Genomic DNA, 14572 nt, shown 5'->3' with positions numbered 1-14572 from the left:
GGCTCAGCCCTCCACGGGGAGGTCGCGCAGGGTCCGCTTGAGGACCTTGCCCGAGGGGGTACGGGGGAGTTCGTCGACGACGTCGAAGCGGGCCGGCACCTTGAACCCGGCCAGGCGCTCCCGGCAGAACTCCCGCAGCTCGTCCGGCCCGGCGCCCGCTCCGGGCCGGAACACCACGAAGGCGCGGGGGACTTCGCCCCAGCGGGGGTGGGTGAGCCCGACCACGGCCGCCTCCAGGACGGCGGGGTGCTCGTACAGCACCCGCTCCACCTCCGGCGTGGCGATGTTCTCGCCGCCCGAGACGATCATGTCCTTCTTCCGGTCGTCGATGTAGAGGAAGCCGTCCTCGTCGACGTGCCCGATGTCCCCGGTGTGGAACCAGCCGTTCCTCAGGGCCGCCGCCGTGGCCTTCTCGTCGCGCCAGTAGCCCGCGAAGACCTTCGGCCCGCGCAGCGTGATCTCGCCCAGTTCGCCGGCCGGGACCTCCCGGTCCGTGTCGTCGACGATCCTGACCCGGGTGTGCGGCACGGGACGGCCGACCGAGCCCAGCTTGGACAGCGCGTGCTCGCGGTCGAGGAAGGTGTCGCCGGAGACCGTCTCGGTCAGTCCGTAGGCGTCGGCGAACCAGGCGTTGGGAAAGGCGTTCATGATGCGCCGCAGCACCGGCTCGGGGGTCTTCTCGCCGCCGCCGATGACGAACCGCATCGAACTCGTGTCGTACGACTCCCGGTCCGGGACCTCCAGCACCGCGTTGACCATGACCGGCGCCAGCCAGGCGTTGGTGACCCGGTGCTCCTGGATGGCCCGCAGGACCCCTGGCGCGTCGAACTTCCGCTGGAGCACCACGCTCCCGCCCGCGTACAGGACCGCCAGCGCGGGCATGTCGAGGCCGCCGACGTGGTACAGCGGGCCGGCCACGAGCGTGCTGTCCGCCGCGGTCAGACCGAAGTGCACGAGGTGCGCCACGTTCTTGGCGTGCAGGTTCCCGTACGTGATGCGTACGCCCTTGGGGCGTGAGGTGGTGCCCGAGGTGTACATCAGCCGCTGGAGGTCGTCCGGCTCGACGTCCACCGGCTCCACCCGCGCGCCCCGGTGCCGGTCGAGCAGGGCCTCGTAGCCGGTCCACCGGTCCGAGGGCGGCTCGCCGTCCACCAGGACGCGCCGCTCCAGGCCGGTCAGCTTCTCGGCGATGCGGTCCGTCGGGCGGAGGAACTCCGGCTCGGTGACGATCGCCTTCGCCTCGGCGTGGTCGAGGATGTACGCCCACTCCTCCTCGGAGAGCCGGTAGTTCAGCGGCAGGAAGACCGCCCCGACGCGATTGACGGCGTACACGAGCTCGATGAATTCCGGGCGGTTGTAGAGCAGCAGCCCCACCACGTCGCCGCGGCCGACGCCCAGCTCGGTCAGACCCGCGGCCAGCCGGTCGACCCGCTCATGGAGTTCGCGCACCGTCAGGCGGCGGTCCTCCTGGATCACGGCCACGGCGTCGGGCCGCTGGGTCAGGTGGTAATCGAGGATGCTCGAGAAATTGTGCACGGCGACTCTCCGGCTCGGCGGCCGGGATTGTCCCGACCGGTCGGTTGCCCGCTACCAAGATTTAGTGTACCTCTTGGTCTATAAAACTCTGAGCCGCACTTTACGACGGAGCCCACCGGTCGACAACCATCCGGGCGGGCGTGAAATCGCTTCCCCACCGAGGAGGGCCCCGTGCCACGCATCCGCCTCGACACCGACGGACCCGTCGTCACGGTCCGACTCGACCACCCGCCGATGAACGCCTTCGACACCGCCCAGCGGCGCGAACTGGCCGCGGCCGTGCGTGAGCTGGCCGACGACGGCGAGGTACGGGCCGTCGTGCTGTACGGCGGTGAGCGGCTGTTCGCCGCCGGGGCGGACGTCGGGGCACTGGCCGCGATGGGCCCCGAAGAGGTCCGGGGCTGGAACCGGGCGCTGCAACGCACCTTCGACGAGGTCGCCCGGCTGCCCGTGCCGGTCGTCGCCGCCCTCACCGGGTACGCGCTGGGCGGCGGCCTCGAACTGGCCCTCGCCGCCGACTACCGGGTGGCGGCCGAGGACGCGCAACTCGGGCAGCCGGAGGTGCTGCTCGGCATCATCCCGGGCTCGGGCGGCACCCAGCGCCTGACCCGGCTCATCGGACCGTCCCGGGCGAAGAACCTGCTGATGACCGGCCGCCGGGTGGACGCCGCCGAGGCACTGTGCCTCGGCCTCGTGGACGAGGTCGTGCCCGCGAACGAGGTGTACGACACCGCCCTGCGGTACGCCCGGAAGCTCGCCGAGGGGCCCTCCGCGGCCCTGGAGGCGATCAAGGAGGCCGTGGACCACGGTGCCGACAGCGGCCTGTCCGCCGGGCTCGCGCTCGAACGGTCCCTGTTCACGGGCGTCTTCGGCACGGCGGACGCCGGCACCGGCATCCGGTCCTTCCTCGAACACGGCCCGGGCAAGGCGCGCTTCGACGGGCGCGCGCGGGACAACTAGTGCCCCGGCAGGCAACGTTTGCCCCGTCGCGACGCCCGGCACGCTCCCCCACTCTCGGCTTCGCTCGAGCGGGGGGACCCCCACGACGCCGCTCCTTGACGGGCAAACGTTGCCTGCCGCGGCACTAGCGGCGCCGGGACCGCCGTACGACACGAAAGGGGTGAAGCGGATGAAGGCACTGCGTTGGCACGGCGCACGCGATCTGCGGCTGGAGGAGGTACCGGACCCGCCCGCACCGGGGCCGCACGAGGCCGTGGTGGAGGTGTCCTGGTGCGGGGTGTGCGGCACCGACCTGCACGAGTTCCTCGAGGGCCCGCACATGATCCGCGGCGGCCCGCACCCCCTGACCGGGGTCGGCCCGCCCCTCGCCCTCGGGCACGAACTCAGCGGCACCGTGGTGGCGTTGGGCGCGGAGGTGCCCGGCATCGCGGTCGGCGACCGGGTCACCGCCGACCCCGTCTGGCGCTGCGGCGTCTGCTTCTGGTGCGTGCGCGGCGAGTACCACATCTGCCCGAAGAGCGGCTCGGTGGGCCTGGCCTCGCCCGGTGCCTTCGCCGAGCGCGTCACCGTGCCGATCGCGGGGCTCACCCGGCTTCCCGGCAACGTCAGCGACGAGCTGGCGGCCGCCGCCGAGCCGCTCGCGGTGGGCCTGCACGCCGTCACCCGGGCGGGCGTCCGGCCGGGCGACAACGTCCTGGTCGTCGGCGGCGGCCCGATCGGCGTCGCCGTCGTCCTGGCCGCCCGCGTCGCCGGCGCGGCCGGACTCTACGTGAGCGAACCCCTGGCCGGGCGCCGCGAGCTGCTGCTCGGCCTCGGCGTCACCGAGGCGTTCGACCCGCGCGCGACCGACGTACGCCGTGAGGTGTTCCTGCGGACCGGCCGTATCGGCCCGGACGTCGTCATCGACGCGACCGGTGTCCCCGCGCTCGCCAAGGAGGCGGTGGCCACCGTCCGGCGCGGCGGGCGGGTCGTGCTCGCCGGGGTCGGCCACGGCAGCGTCGAGTTCGACATGGGGCAGCTCGTCTTCTACGAGCGTTCCGTCGTCGGCACCCTCGGCTACACCTTCGACATCCCCCGCGTGATCGATCTGATGAGCACCGGGCGCCTGGACGCGTCCGCCCTGATCACGGGGCGTTTCCCGCTCTCGGAAGGAGCCGGGGTCTTCGCGGACCTGGCCGCTGACCGGGCCCGCCACCTCAAGGTTCTGCTGACCCCGAAGGGACTGTGACATGGATTTCGACCTGCCGGAGGAGACCCGGGACCTGCAGGACATGGTCCGCGAGTTCGCGGCCAAGGAGATCACCCCGAACGCGGCCGAGTGGTCGGAGAACGAGCGGTTCCCGACGCACGTCTTCACCAAGCTCGGCGAACTCGGCCTGATGGGCATGCTCGTCCCCGAGGAGTACGGCGGCGCCGGCTCCGACACCGTCTCCTACGTGGCCGTGATGGAGGAACTGGGCGCCGCCGACCAGTCGGTGGCCTCCTCCTGGAACGCGCACTCCACCATCGCCACCCTCCCGCTGCTGGCCTACGGCACCGAGGAGCAGAAGCACCGCTGGCTGACCCCGCTGGCCCGGGGCGAGGCCATCGGCGCGTTCGGCCTGACCGAGCCCGGCGCCGGCTCCGACGCCGCCGGCATCACCACCACGGCCCGCCGGGCGGACGGCGGCTGGGTGATCAACGGCACCAAGATGTTCATCACCAACGCCGGCACCGACATCAGCCAGGGCGTCACCCTGCTGGCCACCACCGGCACGGGCGACGACGGCCGCAAGCGGTACGCGACCTTCTACGTGCCGACCGGCACACCCGGTTACACGTGCGGGGCCAGGATGAAGAAGCTCGGCTGGCACGCCATGGACACCCGCGAACTGGTCTTCGACGACTGCCGGGTCCCCGACGACCACCTCATCGGCGAGGAGGGCAACGGGCTGCGCCAGTTCCTCTCCGTCCTCGACAAGGGCCGGATCAGCGTCGCCGCGCTGGGCCTGTCGCTGGCGAAGGCGGCGCTCGCCCTGGCCGTCAAGCACGCCACGGAACGCCACCAGTTCGGCCGCCCGCTGTCGGCGTTCCAGGCCGTCGCGCACAAGATCGCCGACATCGGCACCGAGTTCGAGGCCGCCCGCTGGCTGGTCTACCGGGCCGCCTGGCTCGCCGACCAGGGCCGCCCGTACAGCAAGGAGGCGGCCATGGCCAAGCTGTACGCCTCCGAGGTGGCCAACCGCGCCGCGTCCCAGGCCGTGCAGATCCACGGCGGCTACGGCTATGTCCGCGAGTCCGAGATCTCCCGCTTCTACGCCGACGCCAAGATCCTGGAGATCGGCGAGGGCACGAACGAGATCCAGCGCGACGTCATCGCCCGGGCGCTGGTGGGGCAGGCGTGACACGCCCGGTGAGGCGGGCGTGACAGGCGACGGGGCCCGCGGTGGATGCCGCGGGCCCCGGGATCAGCTCGCCACGGAGGCCGGCTGCCAGGCGGCCTCCGGGTCCAGCGGCAGCTCGGGCCGGTCGCGCTTGAACGCCTCGGCCGCCTCCTCCATGTCCGGCAGGGCGGCGCCGGGCGCGCCGAACCCGCGCACCAGGGTGTCGCAGTACTCGCGGGACAGCCGCGCGGCGTCCCACCGCCCGTCCGGCTTCACCCACTGGTAGGTGTGATTGTGCAGGTTGAGGAACTGCAGGGTGGCCAGGCTCGGGTCGACCTCGCGGAAGCTGCCCCGCTCAATGGCCTCGGTGAGCAGTCCCCGGACGAGCTGCTCGAACTCCGCGCGCTGGGCCAGCAGGGTGTGCAGGTACTCGCCGGTGAGGCTGCGGTAGTCGTGCTCGTAGACCCAGATGTGGTCGAGCCTGCGGAAGATGATCGTCAGCAGCGACTCGGACAGCAGCCGCAGCCGCACCAGGGGATCCGTGTCGAGGCCGGCGATCTGCCGGGCGCGGGCCAGCAGCGGGTCCATCACCCGCGACTGGATCTCGATCAGCAGGTTCTCCTTGGACCCGATGTAGTAGTACAGCGCGCCCTTGGCGAGCCCGACCGCACGGCCCAGGTCGTTGACGGAGGTCGCCGCGTAGCCCTGGCGGGCGAACAGCTCGGCGGCCGTGTCGATGATCTTCTGGCGTCTGACCTCGAAGTCCGGCCCGTGGCCCGGTGGTCGTGGCATTGCTCCGCTCCCCGCCTGTCGTGTCGACGTGTCCATGGGACATGACCCCGTGCCCGCGTCCGGACGGCCTGCGGCGCATCCGGGGGGAAGCGGACCCGGGGACCTCGTTCCAGTTTGCTCGAACCAGTTTGCTAGACCAGACGGTACATTAAAAGGTGGCGAGATACGCATGCACCAGGCACCCCACACGGAACGGCTCCTGGAGATGTACCGCAGGATGCGCCGCATCCGGCGGTTCGAGGAGCGGGCGTCCGAGCTCTACAAGGCGACCGAGATTCCCGGCTTCCTGCATCTGTCGATCGGTCAGGAGGCCAGTGCCGTGGGCGCCTGCTGGCCCCTCGGCCCGCGCGACGGCATCACCTCCACCCACCGCGGCCACGGCCACGTCCTGGCCAAGGGCCTCGACTCCGCGTCGATGATGGCCGAGCTGATGGGCAAGGACGCGGGCACCTGCCACGGCCGCGGCGGCTCCATGCACATCGCCGACCCGGGCCTCGGCATCTACGGCGCGAACGGCATCGTCGGCGCCGGCCTCCCCATCGCCGCCGGCGTGGCCACGGCGGCCAAGCTGCGCGCGGCCGGTGACGTGGTGGTGGCGTTCTTCGGCGACGGGGCGGTCGCCCAGGGGATGTTCCACGAGGCGGTGAACCTCGCCGCGGTCTGGGACCTGCCCGTCGTCTTCCTCTGCGAGAACAACCACTACTCGGAGTTCTCGCCGGCCGCCGACCAGCACCGCGCCCCGCTCTCCGCCCGGGCCGCCGGCTACGGCATCGGCTACGCGCACGTCGACGGCAACGACGTCCTCGCGGTGGCGGGGACGATGACCGACGTCGTGGAGCGGCTGCGGGCCGGCGGCGGACCGGTCCTGGTCGAGGCGGAGACGTACCGCTGGCACGGCCACTACGAGGGCGACCCCGAGCGGTACCGCGCCCCCGAGGAGGTCGCCGCCGCCAGGGAACGCGACCCGCTGCTGATCGCCCGCCGGCATCTGGCCGACGCGGGCGTCCCGGCCGCCCTCGCGGACGACGTCGACGAGGAGATCGACAAGGAGATCGAGGCGGCCGTGGAATGGGCCAGAAGCCTGCCCCAGCCGGCCCCGGAGACGCTGTACGACTTCGTCTCGGCGCCGCGCACAGCCATCCCCGAGCCCGCCCCGGCCGAGGGAGAGGTCTTCCGGTCCATGGACGCCGTACGCCTCGCCCTGGAGCACGAGCTGACGGCCGATCCGACCGTCTTCGTCGCCGGCATCGACGTCGGCGCGGGCGGCAATGTCTTCGGTCTCACCCGGGGCCTCGCCCAGGCCTTCCCCGGCCGGGTGCGGGACACCCCGATCAGCGAGAGCGCGATCCTCGGTACGGCCGTCGGGGCAGCCATGGCCGGGATGAAGCCGGTCGTCGAGATCATGTACATGGACTTCATCGGTGTCGCCCTGGACATGCTGCTCAACCAGGCCGCGAAGCTCCGCTTCATGACCGGCGGCCGGGCCTCCATGCCCCTCGTGGTGCGCACCCAGTTCGGCGCCGGCCGCTCCTCGGGCAGCCAGCACTCGCAGAGCCTGGAGGCGCTGCTGGCCCACATCCCGGGTCTGACGGTGGTGATGCCGTCCAACCCGGCGGACACGTACGGCCTGCTGCGGGCCGCGATCCAGGACCCCAACCCGGTCGTGTTCGTCGAGAACCGGCTGCAGTACGGCTTCAAGGGCCCGCGCCCCGCGGAGGACCACCTGGTGCCGCTGGGGAGGGCGAAGGTGGTGCGCGAGGGCACGGACGTCACCCTGGTCTCCTGGTCGCGGATGGTCCAGGACTGCCTGGCCGCCGCCGAGGTGCTGGCCGCCGAGGGCGTGAGCGTGGAGGTGGTCGACCTGCGTACGGTCGCCCCCCTGGACCGTGAGACCGTCCTGGCCTCCCTCGCCAGGACCAACCGTCTGGTCGTCGCGCACGAGGCGGTCCGGGACTTCGGGGTCGGCGCCGAACTGGCCGCGCTCGCCGTCGACGAGGGCTTCTGGCACCTGGACGCCCCGGTGGCGCGGGTGGCCGCACCGCCGGTGCCGGCGCCCTACGCGCCCTCGCTGGAGCGGCTGTGGCTGCCGTCGCGGGACACGATCGCCGAGACGGTACGGCGGATCGCCGCGGTGTGAACGCAAGGGGTGAACGCAAAGGGAATGCCCCGGGATCACGTCCCGGGGCATTCCCTTCTGTGTGCTCCGCCTCCGGTCCGGCCGGATCGGCAGGACGGGCCGGACCGGAGGCGGATCCGGCCGTGCCGTGTGTCAGACGGTCGCGACCGGCGTCAGCGGGCTGCCCTGCGTACCCGGCAGGTTCAGCGGGGGAGCGGTGAGCAGGAAGCGACTGCGGCGGTGCTCGCGCAGCCAGGCGGCCAGGTCGTGCAGGTACCACAGCTCGCCCATCGGCACGCCCAGCTTGAACAGGCACAGGTGATGGAGCGGCAGCAGGGTGTGCGGGCCCTGGGCCTGGGTGACGCCCACGCCCTCGATCGCGTAGTTGTCCGAGGCGATCGCGGAGATCCGCGACTCGGCGATCCAGTCGAGCAGCTTCGGGTCGTCGGCGTCGAGGTAGGCCGCCGTCTGGTGGATCGCGACGGGGTCCGGGTTCTTCTCCCAGGCGAGGACCTGGGTGGCGAAGCCCGTGTGCAGCAGCAGGATGTCACCCGGTTCGACGACGACGTCGTCGGCCGCCATGATCTCCTGCAGCTGCTGGAAGCCGACGGCTTGGTAGCCGGTGCCCAGGTGGTGGGCGATGTCGACGAGGACGCCGCGGCCCTGGACGCCGTGCCGCGCCATGTGCTCCAGACCGAGGTGGCGGGCGAAGCCGAGGCTGCCGCTGCCGTCGCCCTTGGCGTCGTCCCGCGGTCCGACGATGTCGGTGTCCGCGCGGAAGCCGTTGTAGTAGACCGGCTCGGTGACCCCGTCGCCGTCGGCGTCGAACTCCGCGCCCTGGTGGGCGAGGGAGTCCCACTGGGTCGAGTACTGCAGCCAGAGCGTGACCACGTCGTCCGACCACACGTCGATGAGGTCGGGCGAGAAATGCTCACTGGCCCTGATGTTGTAGAAGACGTCCTGCTGGTGCTGGAGGTCCTCGGTGGGGCGCAGGATCGGCGGATAGCGGCGCTGGTTCAGGGACGTCCCGCCGGGATAGTCGAGCGGCAGGCTCAGGCTGAAGGTGATGCCGTGCTCGACCTCCCGCACGCCCTGAAGGACCTTCTCGGGCGTCAGCAGGTTGACGCGCCCCAGTTCGTCGTCCTCGCCGAAATCGCCCCACGTGGAGCCGGGCGGCCGCTGCTTCCAACGCTTCGTCACGATAAAACGCCTCCTCTGGCGACAGTCCCCGTTGACAGCCATCGGCATGCTATTTGGATTGTACCGATCGGTCAACAACTCTGACCGCCTGGACAATGCTCTTCATATTGGCTGTAGCTCGGTAATAGACTGAGTGGTCGAAACATCAACCCCTGGAGAGACCATGAGTGAATCCGCACAGGCGTGGGTCGCGGCCGGTGTGCGTGCCGTGATCGGGGCGCACACGCAGGCCCAGGACGCCGGCCGCACCGACGACATCGTCGCGCTGTACGCATCCGACGGCGTCCTGGAGCTTCCGGGCGCCGACCCCGTCCAGGGGCACGACGCGCTGCGCGAGGCCTTCAAGGGATGGGCGCCGACGCGGCCGCAGCGACACCTGGTCGGCAACACCGTCGTGACCGTCACGGCCGAGGACGGGGCGACGGCCGTGAGCGACGTGGTCTTCTTCCAGCGCGGCGAGTCGGGCTGGGCGCCCCTGGTCGTCGGGCGCTACAAGGACACGTTCCGCCGCAGCGGCGGCACCTGGCTGCTCCAGCGGCGCGTCACGACCTACCAGGCCTGATCCAGCCCCCTGTCTGTTGGGAGAGAAGCCATATGACCGTGACCGCCGAAGCGGCCCTCGCGGGTGTGCAGAACACCGTCGCCGCTTACGCCCACGCTCTGGACGCCGGCCGCACCGAGGTGATCCCCGAGCTCTTCACCGAGGACGGCGTGGCCGAGATCACCGGCCAGGGCACCTTCGTGGGCCGCGACGCGATCCGCAAGGCCTACGGAGCCTTCGCGCCGCAGGCGCCGCAGCTCCACCTCGTCGGCAACACCGTCCTCACCTCGCCGCCCGGCGACGAGGTGACGGCCGCCGGCGATCTGGTGTTCTTCGTGCGCGGGGAGGAGGGGTGGGCCGTCCAGCTCGTCGGGAGCTACCAGGACACGCTGGTGCGTGAGGACGGGGTGTGGAGGTTCCGCCGGCGGGTCACGACGTTCCAGCCGTAGCGCACCCCCGAACGCGACGCCCGTGCCGCCTGGTCCACCAGGCGGCACGGGCGTTCTTCGCGGTCAGGTCAACGGATCGCTCAGGCCTGCGGGTTCTCCGCCTTGGAGAAGGCGAAGGCCGGGAAGTCGGCGACGACGGACTCGCGGATCAGCTCCTGGAGCTTCCAGCGCCCGGTCGGGTTCAGCAGCTGCTTGACGGGCTTGCCCGGGATGTTGGCGCCGTAGAAGTAGCTGCTCTTCAGGAAGGAGGACTGGCCCGCGCTGTCGTTCACCAGGTCCGTCCACTCCTGTTCCGCCGCCGCGGTCACCTCGACGACGTCGTGGCCGTGGTCGCGGGCGTGGACGAGCAGGTCCATGACGTAGTCGACCTGGTCGCCGGAGTAGCGGGGGTTGTTGCCGAGCGCGCCGTGCGGGCCGCCGGGGAAGTAGAGGTTGGGGAAGCCCGCGGTGGTGACGCCCAGGTAGGTGGACGGCCCGTCAGCCCAGTACTCCTCGAGCGGGAGCCCCCGCCGGCCCCGCAGGCCGAGCCGGTTGAGGGCGCCGGTGCCGAAGTCGTAACCGGTCGCCCAGATGATGATGTCGAACTCCTCGTGGCCCTCGGAGGTCTCGATCCCGGTCCCGGTGATGCGCACGATCGGTGTCTCGTTGAGGTCGACGAGCGAGACGGTCGGCTTGTTGTACGCCTCGTAGTAGCCGGTGCCGAACGGGGGTCGCCGGCCGCCGTAGCCGTGCCCCTTGGGGATCAGCTTCTCCGCCGTGGCGGGATCCTCGACGAGGGAGCGGATCTTGTCGGCGATGAACGCGCACCACTCGTCGTTCACGGTGGCGTTCGTCGTCATGTCGTAGTAGTGCTCGGACAGCTTGGTGAAGCCCGGGCCGTTCCACTTCTGCTCGTAGAACTCCTGCCGTTGCTCCGGCGTGTCCTCCAGGCCCGACCGCATGGTGATCCGGTGGAGGAAGCCGCTCGGCGACGTGTTCAGCGTGTCCCGGACGGACGCGTAGTCCGCCTTGAGGGCGGCCTGCTCCTCGGGGGTGATCGGCCGGTTGTTGAGCGGGGTGAGCCAGTCGGCGACCTTCTGGTAGACCGTCAGCCCCGCCACCTCGTCCGCGATCGCGGGGACGATCTGCACCCCGCTGGAGCCGGTCCCGATCTGGGCCACGCGCTTGCCGGTGAAGTCCACGGGCGTCCTGGGCCAGCGGCCGGTGTGGTGCTGCTCGCCCCGGAAGGCGTCGCGTCCCGGGATCTCGGGGACGAAGGGTACGGACAGGATGCCGGTGGCGGCGACGACATGGCGGGCGCGGTGCTCGGCGCCGTCCTCGGTACGGACGGTCCACGTCCCGGACGTTCCGTCCCAGACGGCGGACGTCACCTTCGCGTCGAAGACGATGTGGCGGCGCAGGTCGAAGCGGTCGACCACGTGGTTGAAGTACCGCTCGATCTCCGGCTGCCCCGCGAAGTGCTCCGACCACTCCCACTCCTCCCACAGCTCCTTCGAGAAGAGGTAGCCGTAGGTGTAGCTCTCGGAGTCGAAGCGGGCCTCGGGGTAGCGGTTCCAGTACCAGGTGCCGCCCACGCCGCCGCCCGCCTCCAGCAGCCGCACCGTGAAGCCCGACTCCCGGGCCCGGTACAGCTGGTAGATGCCGGTGACACCGGCGCCTATGACCAGTACGTCGACCCGGTCCAGGTCCGCCGGGCCCGTCTTCGTCGTTTCGCTCATGTGCTCTCCCGCGTGAGCCTTGATTCATATGTCGACCGGTCGATCGAATATTGAGCAGAGAGTAGAGGAGGGGGTGGATCCGTTCAATGGATGCGAATCTCACCTGGGGCATTGATTGTACCGACCGTCTGGTCTAACTTTCGCTGAAGGACGCGAAGCCGCGCAACGGGAGCGAGCCATGACTGACAAGGGCGTCGAGGAAACCACCGATCTCCGGGCCGCCGGCTGGCGGGCCATGCGGGCCGCCCTGCCGGGCGTGTTCCCCGAGAGCGAGATCGACCTGCGGGACGGGCGCCTCGGCGAGGACCTCGTCGACATCGGCCTCACCAGCGTCTGGGGGGCGCTGTGGGGGCGCGAGGGACTGGCCCCGCGCGACCGGAGCCTGGTCACGCTCGGCATCCTCATCGCCCTCGGGGCGGAGACCGAGCTGAAGACCCATGTCCGTATCGCGCTGACGAACGGACTGACCCGGGACGAGATCGCCGAGGTCGTCTACCACTCCAGCGGTTACGCCGGTTTCCCGCGGGCGGTCGCCGCCCGCACCGCGGCCCGCGAGGCGCTGGGCGACCAGTAGTCGTCCAGTCGCCGCGGTGCCGAATGACACGGACACGAGGAGCACGTATGTCACTGCAGGGAAAGGTCGCGGTCGTCACGGGCGGCGCCCGGGGCATCGGACGCGGGATCGCGACCGTGCTCGCCGCCAAGGGGGCCGCGGTGGCGGTCTGGGACCTGAACGCCGAGGGCGCCGAGAAGACCGCCGCTCAGATCCAGGAGGCGGGCGGCACGGCCGTCGCGGTGAGCGGTGACGCCGCCGACGCCGCCGGGGTGGCCGCGTCCGCCGCACGCACCCGTGAGGAGCTCGGGCCGGTGGCGATCCTCGTCAACAACGCGGGGACGACCGCCTACGAGCCCTTCACGAGCATCAGCGAGGCGGCCTGGGACCGCATGATCGGCATCAACCTCAAGGGGCCGTTCCTGGTCACCCGGGAGTTGGTCCCCGACATGCTCGCCGCGGGCTGGGGCCGGATCGTCAACATCTCCTCCTCGTCCGCGCAGACCGGGGCGCCCTCCATGGCGCACTACGCGGCGTCCAAGGGCGGCGTCATCGGCCTCACCAGGGCGCTGGCGGTCGAGTACATCGGCCAGGGGATCACCGTCAACCACGTCCCGCCGGGGTTCATCGACACCCCCCTGGTGCGCCAGGGCCCGGTCGACGTGGAGGCGGCCGCGGCCACGATGCCGATGAAGCGGGCCGGCACACCCGAGGACGTCGCGCACGCGGTGGCCTACCTCGCCTCCGAGGAGGCGGGCTATGTCACCGGCCAGACGTTCAGCGTCAACGGCGGGCGCTACCTCACCTGATCAAGCCGGTCCGTCTCGCACGGAACACCGCACCGACACCGCGATGGAGCCGCGAATGAGCATGCAGGACGACACCGGGGCCCCGGGCCGCGTCCTGGTGGTGGGCGCCTCGGCGTCCGGCCTGACCACTGTGGAGGCGCTGCGGCGCAAGGGCTACACGGGCGCCGTCACCGTGCTCGGCGACGAGCCGCACGCGCCGTACGACCGCCCGCCCCTGTCCAAGCAGGTGCTCTCCGGAGCGTGGGCACCGCAACGGGCCGCGTTGCGCGACCAGGAGACCCTGTCCGCGCTCGACGCCGAGTTCGTGCTGGGCGACCCGGCCGCCGGACTGGATCCGGCGTCCCGCACCGTCCGCACGGAGTCCGGGCGCGAACTCTCCGCCGACGCCGTCGTGATCGCCACCGGGGTACGCGCCCGGCTGCTGCCCGGACAGGACGGCCTGGCCGGCGTCCACGTCCTGCGCACGCTCGACCACGCGCTCGCGCTGCGCGCCGATCTGCTGGCCGGCGAACGGCTCGTGGTCGTCGGCGAGGGCGTGCTCGGCTCCGAGATCGCGGCCACCGCGCGCACCCTGGGCCTGGACGTGACCCTGACCGGACCCCTGTCGGCGCCCATGGCCCTGCAAGTGGGGCCGCTGGTGTCCGGGATCCTGGCCGACCTGCACACCGAGCGCGGAGTCAAGCTTCGACTGGGCGACGGAGTCGTGGGCCTCACCGGCGAGCGGGGTCGAGTCACCGGCGTCCGGCTCGCCACGGACGAGGTGCTGCCGGCCGACGTGGTGGTCGTGGCGATCGGCGCGTCCCCGGCGACGGAGTGGCTCACCGACAGCGGCCTCGCGCTCGACAACGGGGTGGTGTGCGACTCCCGTTGCCGGGCGGAGGCGGGCGTCTACGCCGTCGGCGACGTGGCCCGCTGGCACCACGAGGGCCTCGGCCGGCACATCCGCCTCGAGAACCGGACCAACGCCACGGAACAGGCCATGGCGGTCGCCGGGGCGATCCTCGGCGAGGACCGGCCGTACGCGCCGGTGCCGTACTTCTGGACCGACCAGTACGACGCCAAGCTCCAGGTGCACGGCTTCCTGCCGGCCGACGCCGAAGTGGACGTCGTCGAGGGCGACCTGACGGCCCGTCGCTTCGTCGCCAGGTACCGCAGCGAAGGCCGGGTCACCGGCGTCCTCGGCTGGAACATGCCCCGGCAGGCCCGGATGCGCCGCCAGGAGATCGTCGACGGTCTCGGCACCCCCGCGCCCACGCACTGAGGGCTCCCGCCCCACCCACTGAACGATCAGGAGAGATCCCATGAAGGTTGTCGTCGACGAGGAGAAGTGCGTCGCCGCGGGGCAGTGCGTGGCCGCCGCCATGGACGTGTTCGACCAGCGCGAGGAGGACGGCATCGTCGTCGTCCTCGACGAGAACCCGCCGGCGGAGCTGGCCGACGACGTCCGCAACGCGGCAGCGGTGTGCCCGGCGCTGGCCATCCGCATCGAGCAATGACCCCCGAACGCCACCCCTTCCCCCCACCCCACCACCGGA

At 71.5% G+C, this 14572-nt stretch carries 14 protein-coding genes; 10 read left to right on the top strand and 4 right to left on the bottom strand.

Going from position 1 to position 14572, the window contains the following annotated elements; all coding sequences use genetic code 11:
- Positions 1-3: 3 nt before the first annotated feature.
- Positions 4-1536, bottom strand: coding sequence for a long-chain fatty acid--CoA ligase (locus ACIRF9_RS27860; protein ID WP_403827544.1), 1533 nt, complete (start codon positions 1534-1536; stop codon positions 4-6).
- A gap of 171 nt (positions 1537-1707) precedes the next feature.
- Between ACIRF9_RS27860 and ACIRF9_RS27855 the strand changes: the two genes are divergently transcribed.
- From ACIRF9_RS27855 to ACIRF9_RS27845, 3 genes are all read left to right on the top strand, one after another.
- Positions 1708-2496, top strand: coding sequence for an enoyl-CoA hydratase/isomerase family protein (locus ACIRF9_RS27855; protein WP_403827542.1), 789 nt, complete (start codon positions 1708-1710; stop codon positions 2494-2496).
- Between the two features lie 169 nt (positions 2497-2665).
- Positions 2666-3724, top strand: a complete 1059-nt coding sequence (locus ACIRF9_RS27850; protein WP_403827540.1) for an alcohol dehydrogenase catalytic domain-containing protein — start codon at positions 2666-2668, stop codon at positions 3722-3724.
- 1 nt (position 3725) lies between these two features.
- Positions 3726-4880 carry an acyl-CoA dehydrogenase family protein gene (locus ACIRF9_RS27845; protein ID WP_403827538.1) on the top strand — a complete coding sequence of 385 codons (1155 nt, stop codon included), beginning with the start codon at positions 3726-3728 and terminating at the stop codon, positions 4878-4880.
- A gap of 63 nt (positions 4881-4943) precedes the next feature.
- On the opposite strand, the gene ACIRF9_RS27840 is transcribed toward ACIRF9_RS27845, so the two are convergent.
- Positions 4944-5651 carry a TetR/AcrR family transcriptional regulator gene (locus tag ACIRF9_RS27840; protein WP_403827536.1) on the bottom strand — a complete coding sequence of 236 codons (708 nt, stop codon included), beginning with the start codon at positions 5649-5651 and terminating at the stop codon, positions 4944-4946.
- A 169-nt stretch (positions 5652-5820) separates the two neighbouring features.
- Here ACIRF9_RS27840 and ACIRF9_RS27835 point away from each other — a divergent pair, with 169 nt between their 5' ends.
- The gene (locus ACIRF9_RS27835; protein ID WP_403827534.1) at positions 5821-7788 is read left to right on the top strand and encodes a pyruvate dehydrogenase complex E1 component subunit beta; all 1968 of its coding nucleotides are present in this window, start codon (positions 5821-5823) and stop codon (positions 7786-7788) included.
- Between the two features lie 132 nt (positions 7789-7920).
- Here the strand turns inward: ACIRF9_RS27835 and ACIRF9_RS27830 are convergent, their stop codons facing one another.
- Positions 7921-8967, bottom strand: a complete 1047-nt coding sequence (locus ACIRF9_RS27830; protein WP_403827532.1) for a cyclase family protein — start codon at positions 8965-8967, stop codon at positions 7921-7923.
- A 163-nt stretch (positions 8968-9130) separates the two neighbouring features.
- On the opposite strand from ACIRF9_RS27830, the gene ACIRF9_RS27825 reads away from it, so the two are divergent.
- Both ACIRF9_RS27825 and ACIRF9_RS27820 read left to right on the top strand, forming a co-directional pair.
- Positions 9131-9529: a nuclear transport factor 2 family protein gene (locus ACIRF9_RS27825; protein WP_403827530.1), complete on the top strand. Its 399-nt coding sequence runs from the start codon at positions 9131-9133 to the stop codon at positions 9527-9529.
- A gap of 32 nt (positions 9530-9561) precedes the next feature.
- The gene (locus tag ACIRF9_RS27820) at positions 9562-9957 is read left to right on the top strand and encodes a nuclear transport factor 2 family protein (RefSeq protein WP_403827528.1); all 396 of its coding nucleotides are present in this window, start codon (positions 9562-9564) and stop codon (positions 9955-9957) included.
- A gap of 80 nt (positions 9958-10037) precedes the next feature.
- Here ACIRF9_RS27820 and ACIRF9_RS27815 read toward each other — a convergent pair whose 3' ends face one another.
- A complete protein-coding gene (locus ACIRF9_RS27815; RefSeq protein ID WP_403827526.1) occupies positions 10038-11675 on the bottom strand; it encodes a flavin-containing monooxygenase in 1638 nt (545 codons plus the stop codon).
- Between the two features lie 178 nt (positions 11676-11853).
- Here ACIRF9_RS27815 and ACIRF9_RS27810 point away from each other — a divergent pair, with 178 nt between their 5' ends.
- From ACIRF9_RS27810 to ACIRF9_RS27795, 4 genes are read left to right on the top strand one after another with little or no spacing between them, the layout of a single operon-like run.
- The gene (locus tag ACIRF9_RS27810; RefSeq protein ID WP_403827524.1) at positions 11854-12249 is read left to right on the top strand and encodes a carboxymuconolactone decarboxylase family protein; all 396 of its coding nucleotides are present in this window, start codon (positions 11854-11856) and stop codon (positions 12247-12249) included.
- 47 nt (positions 12250-12296) lie between these two features.
- The gene (locus tag ACIRF9_RS27805; protein ID WP_403827522.1) at positions 12297-13037 is read left to right on the top strand and encodes an SDR family NAD(P)-dependent oxidoreductase; all 741 of its coding nucleotides are present in this window, start codon (positions 12297-12299) and stop codon (positions 13035-13037) included.
- A gap of 55 nt (positions 13038-13092) precedes the next feature.
- Entirely contained in the window at positions 13093-14298 is a 1206-nt protein-coding gene (locus tag ACIRF9_RS27800; protein WP_403827520.1) for an NAD(P)/FAD-dependent oxidoreductase, read from the top strand.
- Between the two features lie 40 nt (positions 14299-14338).
- Positions 14339-14533, top strand: a complete 195-nt coding sequence (locus ACIRF9_RS27795) for a ferredoxin (RefSeq protein ID WP_403827518.1) — start codon at positions 14339-14341, stop codon at positions 14531-14533.
- Positions 14534-14572 lie beyond the last annotated feature (39 nt).

The organism is Streptomyces sp. NPDC096132 (genome assembly GCF_044763345.1).
Classification (GTDB): domain Bacteria; phylum Actinomycetota; class Actinomycetes; order Streptomycetales; family Streptomycetaceae; genus Streptomyces.
Note: the sequence above shows the minus strand (reverse complement) of the source record. Positions and strands in the feature narration are given on the sequence as shown.